Below are 18776 nucleotides of genomic sequence, written 5' to 3'. Positions count from 1 at the left end.
GGAGACTCCCTTGTTCCGTATGTGAGGTGACGAGCGGTCAGCCCTTGACGGCGCCGAGCATCACGCCCGAGACGAAGTAGCGCTGGACGAACGGGTACACGCAGAGGATCGGCAGCGCGGTGAGCACGATGGTGACCGCCTGGATGTTGGCCCCGACCTGGCTGAGCTGCTCGGTGCCGGCGCCGGCGTTGGAGCCGCCGGTGGCGCCCTGGATGAGGTTGCGCAGATAGACGGTGACCGGCATCAGGTCCGTCTGGTCCATGTAGAGGAAGGCGCTGAACCAGGAGTTCCAGAACGACACCGAGTAGAAGAGCACCATCGTCGCGACGACCGCCTTGGACAGCGGCAGCACGATCCTGAGCAGGGTGCCGTACGTACTCAGCCCGTCGATCTGCGCGGCCTCCTCCAGCTCGGTCGGCAGGCTCTCGAAGAAGGCCTTCATCACCAGGAGGTTGAAGACGCTGATCGCGTTGGGCAACGCGATCGCCCAGACGCTGTTCTTGATGCCTAGGCTGGTGATCAGGACGTAGTTCGGAATCAGGCCGCCGGTGAAGAACATGGTGAACACGGCGATGCCGACGAGCGCGGAGCGGCCCTTGAGGTGCTTTTTCGACAGGACGTAGGCGTAGCAGGTCGTCAGGACCATGGCGACGGCGGTCGCCACGACCGTGTAGAGCACGGTGTTGCCGTAGTTCCGCCAGAACATCGAGTCCTGGAACACGATCTTGTACGTGGTGAGGTTGAACCCCTTGGGCCACAGGGTGACTTCACCGGCCCGGATCTGCCGCTCCCCGCTGAAGGAGCGCGCGATGATGTTGAGGAACGGGTACAGGGTCACGACCACGACGAGAGTGAGGATCACCCCGTTGACGCCCTGGAAGACCCGGTAGGAACGACTCGGCTTCACCACAGGCTGGTCCCCACTGTGCGGCGCGAGAGCTGGTTGGCGGACGTGATCAGGACCAGGCCGATGATCGCCTCGAACAGGCCGATGGCGGCGGCGTAGCTGAAGCTGTTGGACTCCACACCGGTCCGGTAGACGTAGGTGGAGATCACGTCGGAGGTCGGGTAGGTCAGCGGGTTGTAGAGCAGCAGGACCTTCTCGAAGCCGACGGCCATGAAGGTGCCGATGTTCAGGATCAGCAGCGTGATCATGGTGGGGCGGATCCCGGGCAGGGTGACGTGCCAGATCTGCTGCCAGCGGTTGGCGCCGTCGATGCGGGCGGCCTCGTACAGGTCCTCGTCGATGGTGGTGAGCGCGGCGAGGTAGAGGATCGTTCCCCAGCCGGCGGTCTGCCAGATCTCGGAGCCGACGTAGAGGGTGCGGAACCACTCGGGTTCCTGGATGAACCGGATCGGCTCGTGGCCGAACCAGCCCAGCGCGTGGTTGATCGGGCCGTCGGTGGCGAGCATCTGGAGGGTGATGCCCGCGACGATCACGATCGACAGGAAGTGCGGCAGATAGGACACCGACTGCACGAACCGTTTCAGCGAACGCCGGCGCACCTCGTTGAGCAGCAGGGCGAGCACGATCGGGATCGGGAAGCAGAAGACGAGCGTGAGTCCGCCGAGCCACAGGGTGTTGCGGAACACCTGCCAGAAGGTGGGGTCGCTGAGGAACATCTCGACATAGCGCAGGCCCACCCACTGCTCGCCGAAGATCGAGCCGCCCGGTTCGAAGCGGCGGAAGGCGATCACGTTGCCGATCATCGGCAGATAGCGGAAGACGAGGAAGAACAGCAGGGGCAGTACGGCGAGCGAGTACAACTGCCAGTCCCGGCGCAGCGCCCGCCGCCACCCGGTGCGCGTCGTCCGCCGCCCGCGGCGGGGTGGGGTCCTGGTCGGCGGCGGCTCCTGTGTACCGGGCGGTGGAGCCGATCTGGTGGAGGTGCTCATGCAGTGGCCTCCCGGTGGCACCGAAAGTTTCGGAGTCGTACCGGCAACTTTGCGGCGAGGTTAGGGGCGGGTGTAATGGCTGTCAATGGGGCTGACAGGGATGGTCGGTTGAGGAGGCTGGGACCGGGACGAGCCAGAGGCTACGAAACATTCTGATGTAGAGGCGCAACAATCGGAGGCCACCGTTGCCCGCGTTCGACCTGCCGTCGGCGGATCTGGAGCGTTACCGCCCGGACCCCCAGGAGCCCGCCGACTTCGACGAGTTCTGGCGTGACACCCTCAAGGAGGCGGCACAGCCGGAGGTGTTGGTGTCGGCGGACCCGGTGCAGACGGGCCTGCGGCTCACCGAGACCTGGGACGTGACCTTCCGGGGGTTCGCCGGCGACCCGGTGCGGGCCTGGTTCAGCAGACCGGCCGGGGGGCCCGAGCCGCTGCCCGCCGTCGTCGAGTACGCCGGCTACGGCCGGGGCCGCGGCCTCCCGCACGAGCGGCTGACCTGGGTGAACGCCGGGTACGCGCATCTGCTGATGGACAACAGGGGCCAGGGCGACCAGTACGGCAACGGCGGCGCCACCCCGGACCCGCACGCCACCGCGCCGGGCGGCCCGGGACCTGCGGCACGCGGCCTGCTCTCCCCGCGGGACTACCACTACCGGCGCCTGATCACGGACGCGGTGCGCGCGGTGGCGGCGGTGCGCGCTCTGCCGGGCGTGAACGGCACCCGGGTCACGGCCGTCGGCAACAGTCAGGGCGGCGGGCTCGCGCTGGCCGTCGCGGGACTCGTCCCGGACCTGGCCGCGCTGCTGGTCACCGCCCCGTTCCTGTGTGGGATCCGGCGCGCCCTCGACCTCACCGACGCGTCGCCGTACGGCGAGATCGCCGCGTACCTCTCGGTGCACCGGGACGCCGAGCGGGCCGCGTACGCCACGCTCGCCTACATGGAGGGCATCTCCTTCGCCCGGCGCGCCCACGCCGCTGCTCACTTCGGGGTCGGCCTGCGCGACACGGTGTGCCCGCCGAGCGGGGCGTACGGCGCCTTCAACCGCTATGCGGAGCTGTCGGGCGCCGACCCGCGCAAGGAGATCCGCCCGTACCCGTTCAACGGTCACGAGGGCGGGGACGCGGTGCACGTCCGCCGCCAACTGGACTGGCTGGCCGACGTGTTGGGCTCAGGTCCGCGACCGGCGTGAGCGCGACGGCGACAGGGTCGCGGACCCGGTGGACGGCGGCTCGGTGCCCACCGGGTCCGCGCACAGCAGCGGTTCAGCCCACCCGGCAGGGCAGCGCCGTCGTACTGTCCCCGCCCGAGCCGGAGACGACATAGCCGAAGGTCGCGCTCTCCCCCGGATCGAGCGAGCCGTTCCAGTCGGCGTTGTGCACCATCACGTTCTGACCGGTGTAGGTCGCGTTGCCGCTCCACAGGCTCTCGACCTTCTGGCCGACGGGGAGCGTCCAGTCGACCATCCAGCCGAGCATCGGGACGTCGCCGGAGTTGGTGACGGTCACCTCGGACTGGTAGCCGCCGGACCAGTTGCCGGTCGTGCGGCGGGTGGCGGAGCACTCGCCGGGCACCGGGTCGGTCGGGTTGCCGGGCTCCTTGATGCCGGTGACCTCGCCGTTGCCGCCGTCGAAGACGATGTCGGAGCAGGAGTAGAAGGTCTCCGCGCTGTCCGAGCGCTGCCAGACCATGTAGACGATGTGGCGGCCCGACTTGTTCGCCGGAAGCTGCCCGGTCCAGGAGTAGTTGGCCTCGACCGTGCCCGGGGAGCCGTTGAGCGGCGGGTGGTCGACCGAGAGGAAGGGCTGCTCCTCCATGTCGTCCCAGGTGAGGGCCTGCTTCGGGTCGAAGCCGTCCTTGGTGATGTAGACGTGGAACCAACCCGGGTGCGCGGCCCAGGCGTTGTAGGAGAAGTCGACGGTCGCGCCCGAGGTGAGGTGGGTGAGCGGCCAGTCGTCGCGCGGTGTGTTGAAGCCGGTGAAGTTGGTGTTGCCGCCGCTGCACAGCTCGCCGTCGGGCACGAAGCCGCGGGTGCGGCCGGCGCCGTCGGAGCGGAGCACCGAGAACCAGTTGTAGAACGGCGTGGTGCCGCTGACCTGTTGGGCCGCCCTGCACGCCGGGTTGACCGGCTTGATCTCACCGGTGTCGGTGAGGCCGTCCTGCCAGCACAGGAAGGTGCGGCTGCCGGGTTTCATGGGGGTGCCGTGGGCCTCCGCCTCGCCACCGGCGCTCATGACGAGCGCCACGGCCGGGATGGTGGCCAGCAGGGAGACCAGGACGAGGAAGAGGGCTCTGGCGCGGGTGGGGAGAGTTAATCGGCGGGGAGGCGGGGCGCCCATCCCCTTTTTTGTCAGGATCATGACAGTCCAGTCCGTTCTTTGGGATACGGGCCGTGCGGATGCGTGTGTGTGGACGAGCGGGGTGGGGCCGTCCCGTGGGCGGGTTCCGGTCCACCCGTGTGGGAGCGCTCCCACCCCACCTGTTTCGGAAGCTAGCGCGAACTGGGGCAGGTGTAAACGGTCGGCGCGCCAGGCGCCGCTCGGCTATGCGTCGTCCTGGAGGAGGCGGGCGGTGCGGGCGTCGAGTTCGGCGCGGAACTCGGCTGCGCGTTCCTTGCGTGCCAGGTGGTGGCGGTGTTCGAGTCTCGCCATGCGTTCGGCGATCTCCTGGGTCACACGGTGCTGCTGAGCCTCGTGTTCCAGTGCGGCGCGGGAACGCTGCACGTCCAGTTCCTCCGCGTGCAGACGCCGGCTGGCCTCGGAGTGCGCGGCGAGGAGACGGTCGTACGAGGAGGGGCCGCTCACATACCTCGCCGCTCCCGGCAACGCGCCGGCCATCAGGACGAGATGGACCAGGCCCGTGAGGAACGCCGCGTATCCGTCCGTCCTCACCACGGTGGCCAGGGCGTCGGCACGGGTGAGGAGGCCGTCGTCGTCCAGTGCCGCCGCCATGCGAAGGGTTCTGGCGTCGATGCTCCGCGACAGGGCCGCCTTGTAGGTGCCGGTGGCCTCGTCCACCCGGTCGGCCAGTGTCCGCTTCTTGGCGACGAGGGCCGCGAGCTCCTTCTCGTACGTCGCGATACCGCTCGTGGTCCGGTACGCGGCGGTGTCCGCCCGGGCACGTTCGCATGCCTGGCTCACCTGGGCCACGCCGTTCTGCCAGACCCATCTGTCCGGGGCGCAGGCACGCTGCTCCGTGGCCGTCCTCTCGCGCAGTGTCGCGTGGAGGCCGTCCACCTGGGACTGGAGTGTCCTGGTGCGGGCGGTCACGGCGGTGAGCTGCGCGTGCGGCTCGGCCGGCGAACCGTCGACGAGCAACTGATGGGCCGCGCACCGCGGGCGGGCGGAGGTGTCACCGCCGTCGGACGGATTGCAGGAGACGAGCAGGTTCCGGTAGTCGGCCACTGTCCGCGCGTTGGTCATCGCGATCTCCTGCCGGATCTCCCGGTCGAAGATCTGGAGGAGGAGCGGCTGCGCCATGCACAGGCTCAGCAGGGCGGACAGGACCAGTTGCGGCAGGAGGAGCCGCAGGCTCCTCGTGGCCATGCCGTGGCTCGTGGACACCAGCCAGCTCTCCAGCGCCAGGACGAACCAGAACCAGATCCCGGCGACAAGGATCACCACGGCGAGCGGAAGGCCGGCTTGGGACGAGGTCAGGGCCGCGCCCAGGGAAACGGCACCCAGAAGGGCCGTGTTGCAGACCAGGGTCCCGTACCAGGTGTAGCGGGTGCGTTCCTCGGGAGCCCAGTCAAGGATGTCCTCGCGTACGCCGACCAGACGGCGCAGCCACACCGCCGGGCCGCGACGCGGGGACGCCGGCTCGGCGGATCGGGGTTCCCGGGAGGACGAGGCCCCGCCCGCCCTGCGGACAGACGTGTCAGTCGCCAAGTCGCTCCTCCATGACGGCCTCCCCCAAGTCGTCGTCACCACAGCCCTCCTCGTGGCGCCCGGCTTCGGCACCTGCCCCGCTCGCCGATCGCGGCAACTCGCCCTGCTGCGCCTCCTCATCGCCGCCCGATGCCAGGGCAGCCGTCAGGATCGCCGACGGAAGCCTGTTCTCGGCCACGGCGTCGAAGAGACGGCGTACATCGGGGGACACGTCGTCGACGAGTCCCCGGTCGATGAGCATCACGCCGAGTTCCTGCTGGGCCCTGAGCCGCCGCTCACGCCACTCGCGCTCCTCCTCACGCAGTCGCCGGGCCTCCTCCCGCCGCTCCTGCCGTTCCCGCAGGTCGTCCAGGCGAGCGAGCTCGGTGCGCTTGTCCTCCCTCTCGAGGTGGAAGCGCTCGTCCTCCCGGTCGAAGGAGACGCGTCGCTCCAGATGCTCCCGTTCGAGCTGGTGCCGCGCGTCCTCCCGGTCGGCGCGCTGCGAGTCGACGGCGTGCAGCCGTTCGGCGAGCACGTCGGCCGAGAGCTTCCCGCTGCGAAAGGCGTTCAGGTAGGCGGCGGCCGGGTCACCGCGCAGGAGTGCGGTGTCCTCGTCGACCTGGTGCCTGACGAACCTGTTGCGTCGTTCCTCCAGCGTGAGTTCGTGCTGCAGCTCGTGCTCGCTGACCTCGCGTTCGTACATCGAACGCAGCGTGCCGAGCTCCTGCCGGTGACGTTCCTCCAGGAGGGCCTGCTCACGGCGGAGTTCCGCCAGTTGCCGGTCCCTCTCCCGGGCGAGCCTGGCCTCCTCGACGCCACGCAGGTGCTCGGCGAGTTCCGCGGGGGTGAGCACCTCGATCCCGGACGGCACCACCGTGAGTCCGGAGAAGACCGGCGGCCGCATCTCCGCGTACGCCGTCAGCCGGGCGTCTATCCTGCGCCGCACCTCGGCGGAGGCGGGCAGGGACAGTTCACCGACGTCCTCGACGAGCCCGGGGATGGCCCGCAGATAGCCCGCGAGCAGGGGCTCAGCGACCGTGACCCCGTCCCGTACGGCGGCGACGGCATCGGTCACGGTGCAGTGGAAGGTCACCCGCACCGTGAAGTCGCCTCCCTCCGCGGACGGGAGGGACAGTTCGACGCCGACGGGTACACCGACCCGGCGGTCGACGACCGTGACCGAGCTCGCCGCGACCACCACCGGGGCGTCCGGGCCGAGCCGGCCATGGTCCTCGACGTACTCCTCGCCCACCCTGAAGACACGTACCTGGTGCGGGGCGACGAGCGGGAGATCTTCTTCGGCCCGCCGCGGGCGGGTGCGGAGCCAACCGCCACGCTGTCGCGGCGCGCCGTACTCCCGCTGCTCGACGAGGGGGTATTTCCCATCCATGCGCGTCAGTCCTTCGTGCTCAGTACGGCGGTGAGGAAGGTGTCCGTCAGCTCGGTGGATCCCTCGGCCGAGCGGGCCGGATACGCCTGTGCGGCGGATGACCCGGACGGCCAGGTCGGGACGGACCGGGGAGCGAAGAAGCGGGTGACGGGGGGACGCAGCGCGTCTTCCAGCAACGTGACCTCACGCGACGGCAGGACCGTGCCCACCCGCCGGCCGAAGTAGTCGGCGACGGAGCCGGGATCGTCGCAGGTGACGGGCAGTGCGCGCAGCGTGTCCCGCAGGGCCGTGAGGGCGCTGCTGCGCCGGGGCCGGTTGCGCAGCGCGCTGGCCCACAACTCGGCCATCTTGCCCAGCAGTTGTGCGTTCCATTCGGCCAGCACCGCGCAGATGGGGTGCCCGGTCCGCAGGTCACGGGCCGTCAGTACGGCCATCACGGCGTCGAGCGTCGCCTCTCTGACGCGGGGTTCCACCCTGCTCCTGTCCTGCACGCCCAGCCGGTAGACGAGGGCGTCCACGACCACACCCGCGTCCTCGCGGCACTCGGTGAGCAGGGCGAAGAGGTTCGCCAGGGCCACCGCCGCCTCGTCCGCGTCACGTCGGCCCTGTCGGATCAGATGCCAGAGCCACTTGACGGCGTCGTGGGGGAACCGCACGCCCAGCTGGCCGCTGAACGCCACCATCGCCGTCGACCGCAGCCCCGGGTTCTGGGACTCGGCCCAGCTCCGGGCCAGGGTGAGAGCCGTGGCGTCGAGGGTCTCGTCCAGACACATGCACCACAGGACGAGGGGAACGATGTGCCGGCCGTGCTGCCCCGCCGCGCCCCGCGCCCACGGGTCCAGGTAGTGCTCGGCGACCTCTTCGAAGTCGGGCCGGGCGAGCAGGGCCAGCCCCGAGGCGATCGACATCTGGAGCTCGCCGTCCGGCTGACGGCCGGCCAGGGAGGTGAGCCAGTCACGCACCCCGTTCCAGTACGAGGTGGAGTAGTTCTCGCACAGCTCTTCCAGCACCCACTGGCGGTACTGGTGATCGGGGAAGACCAGGACGGTCCTGGTGACGGATCCGTGCCGCTGCTCCTGGGTCACGACGAGATCGTTCTGCGTCAGGGACCGGCGGCGGTCGGTGACGGGCGGCCGAGGCAGGGCCGGGAGAAGTTCGGTGCCGCTCGGGCCCGTTGCTGCTTCCGGACCCGCGCCGTCCGAGGCGACTGCCCATGCGCCCGGCGTCGGGGACGGCGGCTGCGGGAACGCGCCGGCCAGAAGCGGCTCCAGTTGCTCCTGGTAGGTCTCGAAGGCGCGACGCGATGCTCCGGGCGTGAAGGCCGCCGTCGTGATCTCGGCGATCTCCTGCAACGTGCGTTCCTTGGCGAACCAGTCACGCACCGGCTGGGCGGCGCCGTCGCCGATCCGCCGCCAGACCTGGCCGGGTTCCGAGCCTTCGATGATCTGCTCCGCCGCTTCGGCGACCTCCCCCACGCGGCACCCCGGCGGCAGGGCCCCGGTGGCCTCCCTGACGATCTCCGCGCCGCAGCCCGCCCGGCGCAGCCTCGTGCGCAGCACCTCCGCCGGCTCCGGCGGACGCCAGCGCACATGACGTACGGACTCGGGCGTCTCCCCCACGGCTTCGTGCACGGTGGTGACGACCAGGTGCGCCCCCTTGTCCCGCAACCGGTCCCGTACCCGCCGCCAGTCGAAGTCCTCCGTGCCGGTCGCGGCCTCGTTGATCCGGTCCAGCAGGACATAGCCGAATCCCCGGGTGAAGGCACGCTCGGCCAACTGACGTATCTCCTGATCCGGGGTGATCACCACGAAGGAGCGATTCCCGGTGATCCCGGCGAGGAGGGCGATCGCGCCCGAGCGTTTCCCGGTTCCCGTAGGCCCGACGAGGACCACCACTCCGTCGCGTTCCAGTGCCTGCGCCGCTTCACGGAAACAGTCCGGCTCGACGTACGGATCGAGGCACGCCTCGACCTCGTGGTCGTCGATCCACCCCGTCGCGGCGCCGTGTCCGCCCGCCGTGACCGGCCGGCCGATGCCGAAGTGGGGCTGCGAGGCGTTGACCGGGCCGAAGAAGAAGTTCTTGACGTTGTTGTGCTGCGCGGACCCCGGCTCCGGTTCCGTGTGCGGTCGGTCGGCGTCGGCGCGGGGTCCCGCCGTCTTCCCCGAGGCCGGTACGAGACCCGTGTGTCTCGCACCCCGTCGGCGCTGTTCCTCGTCCATACCTGAGACGTCGCTCGCAGTCAGTTGGAGATTCCGAAGTGGGCGCCGTCGGCGTGCACGGGTCCGTGGAAGTGGTGGATTACCGTCGCCTCCCGTGGTGCCGGGGGCGACGGCTTCGGCCCCTGCCGGTCCGCCGGGGCGCTCGCGGCCCGGCCGGGCCCCGCGGCCGCGCACCCGGCCAGATCCAGCTGCCACACGTCGGCGCCCGGCACCCGGATCCAGGCCCGGCCCCGGTGCTCCTTCTCCTCGATCAGCACTTCCCGGAACTCGTCGGCGCGCAGGGTGGTGTACGCCTCTCGCACCACGTCGTTGAAGATCCCGGCCGAGATTCCCACCGCCAGACAGGCGTCCGGCGCCGCGGTGAGAGCCGCGCGCAGGGCCACGCTGTCGCAGATGCGGCCGAGTTCGACGGGTGCCGGGCCCACGAAGCCGTTGGGGCCCGGTGACGCCGAGCCGAAGTGCGCCGCCGCCCTGAGCCTGAGCCAGGCCGCCCGTTCCCGACCGTGGTTGAAGCTCCGCAGACCGGCGTCCAGGGTGCGCATGAACGGGTCGACGAGAGCGGGCTCCGACGCGCCTTTCGGCAGGGCGGCGAACAGCGAGTCCCCGCCCTGCTGGGTCTGCCACCGTTCCCAGTGGAGCCCGGCCGCGTCGGCCGCCTCCTCCAGCAGACGCTGGATGGCCTCCTGGAACTGATGCTGTGTCAGCGCGTCTGCGGCTCCGTACCTCTTCGCGTCCACCAACAGCAGCAGTCTGCGCTCGAAGGCCCGCGTGCCACTCGGTCCGCCCGCACCGTTGTCCGCCATCACGCCCCTCACGTACGTGCCCAGGGAGGGCAAGGATGCCGCACCCGTCAACCCGGCGACTCCACAACCGAGTTACTACTCAAACGTAGGATTTGTTCGACAATGTTCGCCGTCTCACTCACGGCGAGCCGGCGCCCGCTCTCCTCCCGAAGCGGACGCCGGTGTACCAGTCGTACACGCCTCGCTCCGCGCACAACCCATGGAAATACGGGATGTGGAAGTTCGCGGAACCCACGAAAGTGACTGGTTCGGTCGGCCGGCTCGGCGGCTACTGGAGGGGCCACGCTCCGTGTGCCGAACGAGGAGGTCCCGATGACACCGCCCGACACCGCCGCCACGGCCCCCGACGGCCGTTCCGGGCCCCGCATGTTCACCGCGCTCCAGACGACCCACCAGCACGCGGACTCGAAAGCCGGCGTACTCGCGGCGGCACAGGCCGCGCTGGTGGGCACGGCGGACGCGTGGAGCCGCCGCGCGCTGTGGGCCTGGGACAACGGTGGCGCGACCGGCGCGCTCGCCGGTGCGCTGCTGGCCCTGTTCGTCTGCGGTCTCGTCGGCGGAGCCGTCTGCCTGGCCGCGACGCTGCGGCCGCGCGTGATGCGGCCGCGGTCCGCCAATCGCTACAGCTTCGTCCACCTCGCCTCGGGTCCGGGCCTCACGCCTGGCGGTGACCCGAGCACCGACGACACGGCGGACCGGCGGGAGTTGGCGCAGACACTCCACTTCCTCGCCCGGGTCGCCGTACGCAAGTACCGGTGCCTCACCGGCGCGGTGGTCTGCACCGCGGTGATGGCTGTGAGCGCGGGACTGGCGGTGGCCCTGCGGCCGCTGCTGATGTGACGGAAGCCGGGGCGCGGCCTGCCGACCGTGTCACCCCTCTGCGCGACGAACGGCTAGGGCAGCTCGTCCGCCAGGTCCGCCAGCCGCCGCAGCCGGGGCAGGTCGCGGATCGTGGTGGAGCGGTAGCCGGTGACGAGCAGGCCCTCGTCCCGGAGTTCGCGCAGCCCCTTGTGGATCGTCGTCTCGGCGGCGCCGATGAAGGCGGCCAGCTCCGGCTGCGTCAAACGACAGCCGATCACGACTCCGTCGTCCCCGGAACTCCCGTACGCGGTGGCCAGCTCCGCCAGAAGCCGAGCCAGCCGAACCTTCGCCGGATAGCCCCGGAAGTCCAGCCGGCGGCGGTTGGCCCAGCGCAACCGGTAGGAGACGATCCTGGTCAGCGCCATGGACACCTCCGGGCGGCGCATCAGGAACTCGTGCAGGACGCCGGGCTGGAGGACCCTGGCCGTCATCGGACCGCAGGCGGTCACGGTCGCGGACCGCGGTGCCCCGTCCATCGCCGCCATCTCCCCCAGGGTGTCGCCGCCGACCCGCACCGCGAGCAGCGAGCTCTCGCCGTTCTCCACCGTCGCCGTGACCTTGGCCAGGCCGGAGAGCAGGAGCAGGATGTGCCGGTCCCGAGCCCCTTCGCTCAGCAGCACCGAACCCTGGTCGTAACGGGTCTTCGTGCCCAGCGCGAGCAGTTCCCGCCGCACCGGGAGGGGCAGTGTGCCCAGCAGACTGCGCGTGGGCCACTCGTCGGCTCCCGCCGCTGTCATCGCGTCTCCTCCCGCCCGCCGTGCTTCGCTCCGGGCACCATCCTGGCACCGCGCCGTCACAAGAGCGACGCCTGCGCCCGCCGGTTCGGGGTGCCCGCACGGGTGTCGGCCACGAGCGGCAACCCGATCACGAACTCCGTACGGCCCGGCTCGCTCTCCACGTCGACACGGCCGCCGTGCGCGGAGACGATCGCCGCCGCGATGGCGAGGCCGAGACCGGATCCGCCGTCGCGCGGGCCGCTGCGGGCGCGGGAGGTGTCGGCGCGGGTGAAGCGGTCGAAGACCTTGGGGAGGAGGCCGGACGGGATGCCGGGGCCGTCGTCCCGTACCCGGATCACACACTGTTCGGGGCCGGCCTCGACGGAGGCGACGACCGTCGTGCCCGGCGGGGTGTGCGTCCGCGCGTTGCCCAGCAGGTTGGCCACCACCTGATGCAGCCGGGCCTCGTCACCGAGGACCAGCGGCACGGCGTCCAGGCGGAGTTCGAGCTGCCAGTCGTGCCCGTCCCCGGCGGCCCGCGCGTCCCACACCGCCTGAGCGACCAGTGCCGCGAGGTCGACCTCGGTGGAGTGCAGCGGCCTGCCCTCGTCGAGCCGGGCCAGCAGGAGGAGGTCCTCGACCAGGCCGGTCATCCGGGCCGACTCGGCCAGGACGCGGCGCCAGGCGAGCACGGGCTCGATCCTGTCGGTGCCGCGGTTCATGAGTTCGGCGTAGCCGGAGATCGAGGCGAGGGGCGTGCGCAGTTCGTGGCTGGCGTCGGCGAGGAAGCGGCGCATGCGTTCCTCGGTGCGCTGACGGGCGGTGAGGGAGGACTCGAAGTGGTCGATCATCCGGTTGAGCGCGGCGCCGACCTGGCCGGCCTCGCTGGCGGGGTCGGTGTCCCGGGCCGGGACCCGGGTGAGGGCGGCGACCTCGCCCCGGTCGAGGGGCGCCCGGGAGACCTCGGCGGCGGTGGCGGCGACCCGCCCGAGGGGGCGCAGTTGGCGTCGTATGACGACCGTGCACACGCAGCCCGCCACGAGGAGGCCGGCCACCGCGACGGCGGCCTCGGCGACGACCAGGCCGCCGATCATGCGCTGGACATCGTCCATGGGCAGCCCGGTGAGGACCCGGATGCCGCCGCTCTCGACCGCGGTGACCCGGTAGGTGCCGAGGCCGGGGACGGTGCGGGTGTGCTGGGAGCCGTCGGGGGCGATTCCTGTCAGCGCGGTGATCTGCGGCGCGGTGAGGCGCCTCGGGGCCGCGTCCTGGGTGACGACCTCGGCGGCGGCGACCGTGCCGTCCGCGTCGAGGCGGGCGGCGAGCAGGCCGGCGGGGTGGCCGTTCTCGTTGAGGAAGCCGAGGTCGTCCTGGTTCTCCGGGTGGAGCGCGGCTCCGCCCAGGCTGCGCGCGGCGGCGTTGGCGACCCGGCCGTCCAGGTCGCTCATCAGATAGGCGCGTTGAACGAAGGCGGTGGTGAGCGCCATCGCGGCGCAGACGAGGATGAGGGTGGCGGTGACGAAGACGAGCAGGCGGGTCCGCATCGAGCGGGCGCGCGGCCTCGCCCATGGCAGACGGGCCGTCGTCTCAACGGCGGTCGGGGTGCTCATCTCCCGTCCTCCACCGGCCGGATGGCGTACCCGAGGCCGCGCACGGTGTGGATCAGCGGCGCCCGGCCCCTGTCGATCTTGCGGCGCAGGCTGGAGATGTAGACCTCGACGAGGTTTCCGCCGCCGTCGAAGGAGCCGCGCCAGACGTGGTCGAGGATCTGGGCCTTGCTGAGGACCTGCCGGGGGTGGCCCATCAGCAGGCTGAGCAGGTCGAACTCCTTGGCGGTGAGCCGCACCGGTACGCCCGCGCGGTGCACCTCGCGGGTCTCCTCGGTCAGCACGAGGTCACCGAGGGCGCGTTCGCGGACGTCGGTCCGGGCCTGCCCCGCCGCGGCCCGGCGCAGCAGTCCGCGCAGCCGCAGGACGACCTCCTCCAGGGAGGACGGCTTGGTGACGTAGTCGTCGGCGCCGGCTTCCAGGCCGTCGAGCCGGTGCTCCAGGGCGTCGCGGGCGGTGAGCATGAGCACGGGCAGCTTCGGGTTCTCGAACCTCAGCCGGCGCAGCACCTGGAGGCCGTCCAGGTCGGGCAGCATCCCGTCGAGCACCACGGCGTGCGGCGCGCACCCGCGCGCCAGTTCCAGGGCACTGTGCCCGTCCAGCGCCGGGCAGGCTTGCCAGCCCGCCTCCTCCACGGCCACGGAGAGCACGTCGGTGAGCGCGGGCTCGTCGTCGACGACGAGCACACGGACGCGTCCGGTTCGAAGCCCGGCGGTGGCGGTCATGTCCCGATCCTGTCCGCGTCCGCTGAGGGAAACCTGTGTTCCACCTGAGGGTGGGTGATGACCTGGGGTTTCCCGGGCGCCAGGGGCATGGCGGAGGGCCGCACCCCCGGCACCGGGGATGCGGCCCTCGACCGCTGTGCCATACCGCTTACTTGCGGATCAGGCTGCGCAGCACGTACTGCATGATGCCGCCGTTGCGGTAGTAGTCGGCCTCACCGGGGGTGTCGATGCGGACGACCGCGTCGAACTCGACGCCCGTGTCGGTGGTGACCTTGACCGTGCTCGGCGTGGTGCCGTTGTTGAGCTCCTCCACGCCCGCGATGGAGAAGGTCTCCTCGCCGGTCAGGCCGAGCGAGTCGGCCGTCTGGCCGGCCGGGAACTGGAGCGGCAGGACGCCCATGCCGATGAGGTTCGAGCGGTGGATGCGCTCGTACGACTCGGTGATGACGGCCTTGACGCCGAGCAGGGCCGTGCCCTTGGCCGCCCAGTCGCGGGACGAGCCGGAGCCGTACTCCTTGCCGCCCAGGATGACCAGCGGGATGCCGGCGGCCTGGTAGTTCTGCGAGGCGTCGTAGATGAACGACACCGGCGCGTCGGCCTGAGTGAAGTCGCGGGTGTACCCGCCCTCGGTGCCCGGCGCGATCTGGTTGCGCAGGCGGATGTTGGCGAACGTGCCGCGGATCATGACCTCGTGGTTGCCTCGGCGCGAGCCGTAGGAGTTGAAGTCACGACGCTCCACACCGTGCTCGGTGAGGTACTTGCCGGCCGGGGTGTCGGCCTTGATGGCACCGGCGGGCGAGATGTGGTCGGTGGTGACCGAGTCGCCCAGCTTGGCCAGGACGCGGGCGCCCGCGATGTCGGAGACCGGGGTGGTCTCCATCGTCATGCCCTCGAAGTACGGGGGCTTGCGGACGTACGTCGACTGCGGGTCCCACTCGAAGGTGTCGCCGGTCGGGATCGACAGCGCCTGCCACTGGGCGTCGCCGGCGAAGACGTCCTGGTAGGACTTGCTGAACATGTCCTCGCCGATGGCGTTGGCCACGACGTCGTTGACCTCGGCCTCGGAGGGCCAGATGTCCTTCAGGAAGACCGGGTTGCCGTCCTGGTCGGCGCCCAGGGCGTCCCGCGTGATGTCCACCTTCATGGAGCCCGCGAGGGCGTACGCGACGACCAGCGGCGGGGAGGCCAGGTAGTTCATCTTGACGTCGGGGTTGATACGGCCCTCGAAGTTACGGTTGCCGGAGAGCACCGAGGTGACCGCGAGGTCGTGGTCGTTGACGGCCTTGGAGACCTCCTCCGGCAGCGGGCCGGAGTTGCCGATGCAGGTGGTGCAGCCGTAGCCGACGAGGTTGAAGCCGACCTTGTCCAGGTACGGCGTCAGACCGGCCTTGTCGAAGTAGTCGGTGACGACCTTCGAACCCGGGGCGAGGGTGGTCTTGACCCACGGCTTGCGGGTCAGGCCCTTCTCCACGGCCTTCTTCGCGACGAGCGCGGCGGCGACCATGACGTACGGGTTCGAGGTGTTGGTGCAGGAGGTGATGGCCGCGACCGTCACCGCACCGTGGTCGATCTCGTAGGTCGAGCCGTCGGGGGCGGTCACGGTGACCGGGTTGGACGGGGCGCCGTTCGGGGCGACGGCCGGGGCGTCGGACGCCGGGAAGGACTCCTGGCCGGCCTCGTCCACGGTGTCGACGTAATTGAGGACGTCCGACTTGAACTGCTCGGCGGCGTTCGCGAGGACGATGCGGTCCTGCGGGCGCTTGGGGCCGGCGATGGAGGGGACGACCGTGGAGAGGTCGAGCTCCAGCTTCTCGGAGAAGTCCGGCTCGGCCTTCGGGTCCAGCCAGAGGCCCTGCTCCTTGGCGTACGCCTCGACGAGCGCGACCTGCTGCTCGGAGCGGCCGGTGAGCTTGAGGTAGTTCAGGGTCTCGCCGTCGATCGGGAAGATCGCGGCGGTGGAGCCGAACTCCGGCGACATGTTGCCGATGGTGGCGCGGTTGGCGAGGGAGGTGGCGGCCACGCCCTCGCCGTAGAACTCGACGAACTTGCCGACGACGCCGTGCTTGCGGAGCATCTCGGTGATGGTCAGCACGAGGTCGGTGGCGGTGGTGCCGGGCGTGAGCTCACCGGTGAGCTTGAAGCCGACGACGCGCGGGATGAGCATCGAGACCGGCTGGCCGAGCATCGCGGCCTCGGCCTCGATGCCGCCGACGCCCCAGCCGAGGACGCCGAGGCCGTTGACCATGGTGGTGTGCGAGTCGGTGCCGACCAGGGTGTCGGGGTAGGCCTGGCCGTTGCGCACCATGACCGTACGAGCGAGGTGCTCGATGTTGACCTGGTGGACGATGCCGGTGCCGGGGGGTACGACCTTGAAGTCGTCGAAGGCGGTCTGGCCCCAGCGCAGGAACTGGTAGCGCTCGCGGTTGCGGCCGTACTCCAGCTCGACGTTCTGCGCGAAGGCCTCGTTGGTGCCGAACTTGTCGGCGATGACGGAGTGGTCGATGACCATCTCGGCCGGGGAGAGCGGGTTGACCTTCGCCGGGTCACCGCCGAGCGCCTTCACGGCCTCACGCATGGTCGCGAGGTCCACCACACACGGCACGCCGGTGAAGTCCTGCATGATCACGCGGGCCGGCGTGAACTGGATCTCCTGCGACGGCTGGGCCTGGGAGTCCCAGCTGCCGAGGGCGCGGATGTGGTCGGCGGTGATGTTCGCGCCGTCCTCGGTGCGGAGGAGGTTCTCCAGCAGCACCTTCAGGCTGTAGGGGAGGCGCGCGGCGCCCTCGACCTTGTCCAGCCGGAAGATCTCGTACGACTCGTCGCCCACGCTCAGCGTGCTGCGGGCGTCGAAGCTGTTCGCCGACACGACAGTCTCCTTCATTTCTGTGCGCTTACCACCGCATCCTGCCGCCACACCGTCTTGGCCGATCCGCTAAGGTAAGGCTAAGTTAGGTATGCCTTACCGCCAGACCGGCGACAGCGGGCGACCGCGGTACGCCTCGGCAGATATCTCGATGTCGAGATAACTCTAGTACATGGGGCCCGGATGGTCATGTCCCGGGGCTTCGACATGCCCCCTTTGCATGACCATGCGTCTTGATGCATACTCTTCCTATGTCCAAGGTCCTCACCTCCCTGCCCACCGGCGAGCGCGTCGGCATCGCCTTCTCGGGCGGTCTCGACACCTCTGTCGCGGTCGCCTGGATGCGCGACAAGGGCGCCGTCCCGTGCACCTACACCGCCGACATCGGCCAGTACGACGAGCCCGACATCGCCTCGGTGCCCGGCCGTGCCCACGCCTACGGCGCCGAGATCGCGCGCCTGGTCGACTGCCGTGCGGCACTGGTCGAGGAGGGCCTGGCCGCGCTGACGTGCGGCGCGTTCCACATCCGTTCGGGCGGGCGCGCCTACTTCAACACCACCCCGCTGGGCCGCGCCGTCACCGGCACGCTGCTGGTGCGGGCGATGCTGGAGGACGACGTCCAGATCTGGGGCGACGGCTCGACCTACAAGGGCAACGACATCGAGCGGTTCTACCGCTACGGCCTGCTCGCCAACCCGCACCTCAGGATCTACAAGCCCTGGCTGGACGCGGCGTTCGTGACCGAGCTCGGCGGCCGCAAGGAGATGTCCGAGTGGCTGGTCGCCCACAACCTGCCCTACCGGGACTCCACGGAGAAGGCGTACTCCACCGACGCCAACATCTGGGGCGCCACGCACGAGGCGAAGACCCTGGAGCACCTGGACACCGGCCTCGAGACCGTCGAGCCGATCATGGGCGTCAAGTTCTGGGACCCGTCGGTCGAGATCGCCACCGAGGACGTGACGATCGGCTTCGAGCAGGGCCGCCCGGTCACGATCAACGGCAAGGAGTTCGCCTCCGCCGTGGACCTGGTGCTGGAGGCCAACGCCATCGGCGGCCGGCACGGCCTGGGCATGTCCGACCAGATCGAGAACCGGATCATCGAGGCCAAGAGCCGCGGCATCTACGAAGCGCCCGGCATGGCCCTGCTGCACATCGCGTACGAGCGCCTGGTCAACGCGATCCACAACGAGGACACCCTCGCCCAGTACCACAACGAGGGCCGGCGTCTCGGTCGCCTCATGTACGAGGGCCGCTGGCTGGACCCGCAGGCCCTGATGATCCGCGAGTCGCTCCAGCGCTGGGTCGGCGCCGCGATCACCGGTGAGGTGACGCTGCGCCTGCGGCGCGGTGAGGACTACTCGATCCTCGACACCACCGGCCCGGCGTTCAGCTACCACCCGGACAAGCTCTCCATGGAGCGCACCGAGGACTCCGCCTTCGGCCCGGTGGACCGGATCGGCCAGCTCACCATGCGCAACCTCGACATCGCCGACTCGCGCGCCAAGCTGGAGCAGTACGTCGGCCTCGGCCTGATCGGCACCGGCAGCCCCACCGTCGGCGCCTCCCAGGCCGCCGCCACCGGGCTCATCGGCACCATGCCGGAGCTGCCGCAGGGCGGCGCCGAGGCCATCGCCTCCCGCGGCGAGGTCTCCGAGGAGGACGCGCTGCTGGACCGCGCGGCGATGGAGTCCGGCACGGACTGACCGACCGGACAGGGGACGGACCACCCGAAGGGGCGGGGTGGGGAAGCCAACATGTGGAAAGGCCCCTCCGTTTTTCTAGTCCGCCCTCAGTTGCCCAGCTCGGGGCGAACAGAGAGGAACTCACAC

General features: G+C 70.4%; 14 protein-coding genes. 3 read left to right on the top strand and 11 right to left on the bottom strand.

The features are described from left to right. Positions 1 to 37 precede the first annotated feature (37 nt). Complete coding sequence (locus ACFU95_RS05920; protein WP_383822331.1) at positions 38 to 910, bottom strand: carbohydrate ABC transporter permease; 873 nt, start codon at positions 908 to 910, stop codon at positions 38 to 40. Continuing rightward, a complete protein-coding gene (locus ACFU95_RS05915; RefSeq protein WP_383822328.1) occupies positions 904 to 1896 on the bottom strand; it encodes an ABC transporter permease in 993 nt (330 codons plus the stop codon). Before ACFU95_RS05915 ends, ACFU95_RS05920 begins: the two co-directional genes overlap by 7 nt. Positions 1897 to 2081: 185 nt before the next feature. Between ACFU95_RS05915 and ACFU95_RS05910 the strand changes: the two genes are divergently transcribed. Continuing rightward, complete coding sequence (locus ACFU95_RS05910; RefSeq protein ID WP_383822325.1) at positions 2082 to 3086, top strand: acetylxylan esterase; 1005 nt, start codon at positions 2082 to 2084, stop codon at positions 3084 to 3086. A gap of 73 nt (positions 3087 to 3159) precedes the next feature. Here ACFU95_RS05910 and ACFU95_RS05905 read toward each other — a convergent pair whose 3' ends face one another. The 5 genes from ACFU95_RS05905 to ACFU95_RS05885 all read right to left on the bottom strand — a co-directional run bounded on the left by ACFU95_RS05905 (position 3160) and on the right by ACFU95_RS05885 (position 10172). Next, entirely contained in the window at positions 3160 to 4254 is a 1095-nt protein-coding gene (locus ACFU95_RS05905; RefSeq protein ID WP_383822322.1) for a lytic polysaccharide monooxygenase, read from the bottom strand. A 183-nt stretch (positions 4255 to 4437) separates the two neighbouring features. Then, positions 4438 to 5781 carry a DUF4407 domain-containing protein gene (locus ACFU95_RS05900; RefSeq protein ID WP_383822319.1) on the bottom strand — a complete coding sequence of 448 codons (1344 nt, stop codon included), beginning with the start codon at positions 5779 to 5781 and terminating at the stop codon, positions 4438 to 4440. Further along, entirely contained in the window at positions 5771 to 7150 is a 1380-nt protein-coding gene (locus ACFU95_RS05895) for a hypothetical protein (RefSeq protein WP_383822316.1), read from the bottom strand. The genes ACFU95_RS05900 and ACFU95_RS05895 overlap by 11 nt, the downstream gene beginning before the upstream one ends. 5 nt (positions 7151 to 7155) lie before the next feature. Then, positions 7156 to 9369, bottom strand: a complete 2214-nt coding sequence (locus tag ACFU95_RS05890; protein ID WP_383822313.1) for a hypothetical protein — start codon at positions 9367 to 9369, stop codon at positions 7156 to 7158. Between the two features lie 20 nt (positions 9370 to 9389). Next, the gene (locus ACFU95_RS05885) at positions 9390 to 10172 is read right to left on the bottom strand and encodes a hypothetical protein (protein WP_383822310.1); all 783 of its coding nucleotides are present in this window, start codon (positions 10170 to 10172) and stop codon (positions 9390 to 9392) included. A gap of 312 nt (positions 10173 to 10484) precedes the next feature. Between ACFU95_RS05885 and ACFU95_RS05880 the strand changes: the two genes are divergently transcribed. Further along, a complete protein-coding gene (locus tag ACFU95_RS05880; RefSeq protein WP_383822307.1) occupies positions 10485 to 11012 on the top strand; it encodes a Pycsar system effector family protein in 528 nt (175 codons plus the stop codon). A 53-nt stretch (positions 11013 to 11065) separates the two neighbouring features. Here the strand turns inward: ACFU95_RS05880 and ACFU95_RS05875 are convergent, their stop codons facing one another. From ACFU95_RS05875 to acnA, 4 genes are all read right to left on the bottom strand, one after another. Then, positions 11066 to 11770: a Crp/Fnr family transcriptional regulator gene (locus tag ACFU95_RS05875; RefSeq protein ID WP_383822304.1), complete on the bottom strand. Its 705-nt coding sequence runs from the start codon at positions 11768 to 11770 to the stop codon at positions 11066 to 11068. A gap of 56 nt (positions 11771 to 11826) precedes the next feature. After that, positions 11827 to 13359, bottom strand: coding sequence for a sensor histidine kinase (locus tag ACFU95_RS05870; protein ID WP_383822302.1), 1533 nt, complete (start codon positions 13357 to 13359; stop codon positions 11827 to 11829). Beyond that, positions 13356 to 14081 (bottom strand): response regulator transcription factor, encoded by a 726-nt coding sequence (locus ACFU95_RS05865; RefSeq protein WP_383822300.1) that lies wholly within the window; start codon positions 14079 to 14081, stop codon positions 13356 to 13358. The genes ACFU95_RS05870 and ACFU95_RS05865 overlap by 4 nt, the downstream gene beginning before the upstream one ends. A 148-nt stretch (positions 14082 to 14229) precedes the next feature. Further along, positions 14230 to 16947 (bottom strand): aconitate hydratase AcnA, encoded by a 2718-nt coding sequence (gene acnA / locus ACFU95_RS05860; RefSeq protein WP_383822298.1) that lies wholly within the window; start codon positions 16945 to 16947, stop codon positions 14230 to 14232. Between the two features lie 248 nt (positions 16948 to 17195). On the opposite strand from acnA, the gene argG reads away from it, so the two are divergent. Beyond that, entirely contained in the window at positions 17196 to 18650 is a 1455-nt protein-coding gene (gene argG / locus ACFU95_RS05855; protein ID WP_383822295.1) for an argininosuccinate synthase, read from the top strand. Positions 18651 to 18776 lie beyond the last annotated feature (126 nt).

The organism is Streptomyces sp. NPDC057623 (assembly GCF_042800355.1).
Taxonomy (GTDB): domain Bacteria; phylum Actinomycetota; class Actinomycetes; order Streptomycetales; family Streptomycetaceae; genus Streptomyces.
Note: the sequence above shows the minus strand (reverse complement) of the source record. Positions and strands in the feature narration are given on the sequence as shown.

Coding starts and splice junctions, on each gene's coding strand:
- ACFU95_RS05880 (WP_383822307.1), top strand. CDS start 10,485: ATGACACCGCCCGACACCGCCGCCACGGCCCCCGACGGCCGTTCCGGG.
- ACFU95_RS05905 (WP_383822322.1), bottom strand. CDS start 4,254: ATGATCCTGACAAAAAAGGGGATGGGCGCCCCGCCTCCCCGCCGATTA.
- ACFU95_RS05885 (WP_383822310.1), bottom strand. CDS start 10,172: ATGGCGGACAACGGTGCGGGCGGACCGAGTGGCACGCGGGCCTTCGAG.
- argG (WP_383822295.1), top strand. CDS start 17,196: ATGTCCAAGGTCCTCACCTCCCTGCCCACCGGCGAGCGCGTCGGCATC.
- ACFU95_RS05895 (WP_383822316.1), bottom strand. CDS start 7,150: ATGGATGGGAAATACCCCCTCGTCGAGCAGCGGGAGTACGGCGCGCCG.
- ACFU95_RS05870 (WP_383822302.1), bottom strand. CDS start 13,359: ATGAGCACCCCGACCGCCGTTGAGACGACGGCCCGTCTGCCATGGGCG.
- ACFU95_RS05875 (WP_383822304.1), bottom strand. CDS start 11,770: ATGACAGCGGCGGGAGCCGACGAGTGGCCCACGCGCAGTCTGCTGGGC.
- ACFU95_RS05890 (WP_383822313.1), bottom strand. CDS start 9,369: ATGGACGAGGAACAGCGCCGACGGGGTGCGAGACACACGGGTCTCGTA.
- ACFU95_RS05865 (WP_383822300.1), bottom strand. CDS start 14,081: ATGACCGCCACCGCCGGGCTTCGAACCGGACGCGTCCGTGTGCTCGTC.
- ACFU95_RS05915 (WP_383822328.1), bottom strand. CDS start 1,896: ATGAGCACCTCCACCAGATCGGCTCCACCGCCCGGTACACAGGAGCCG.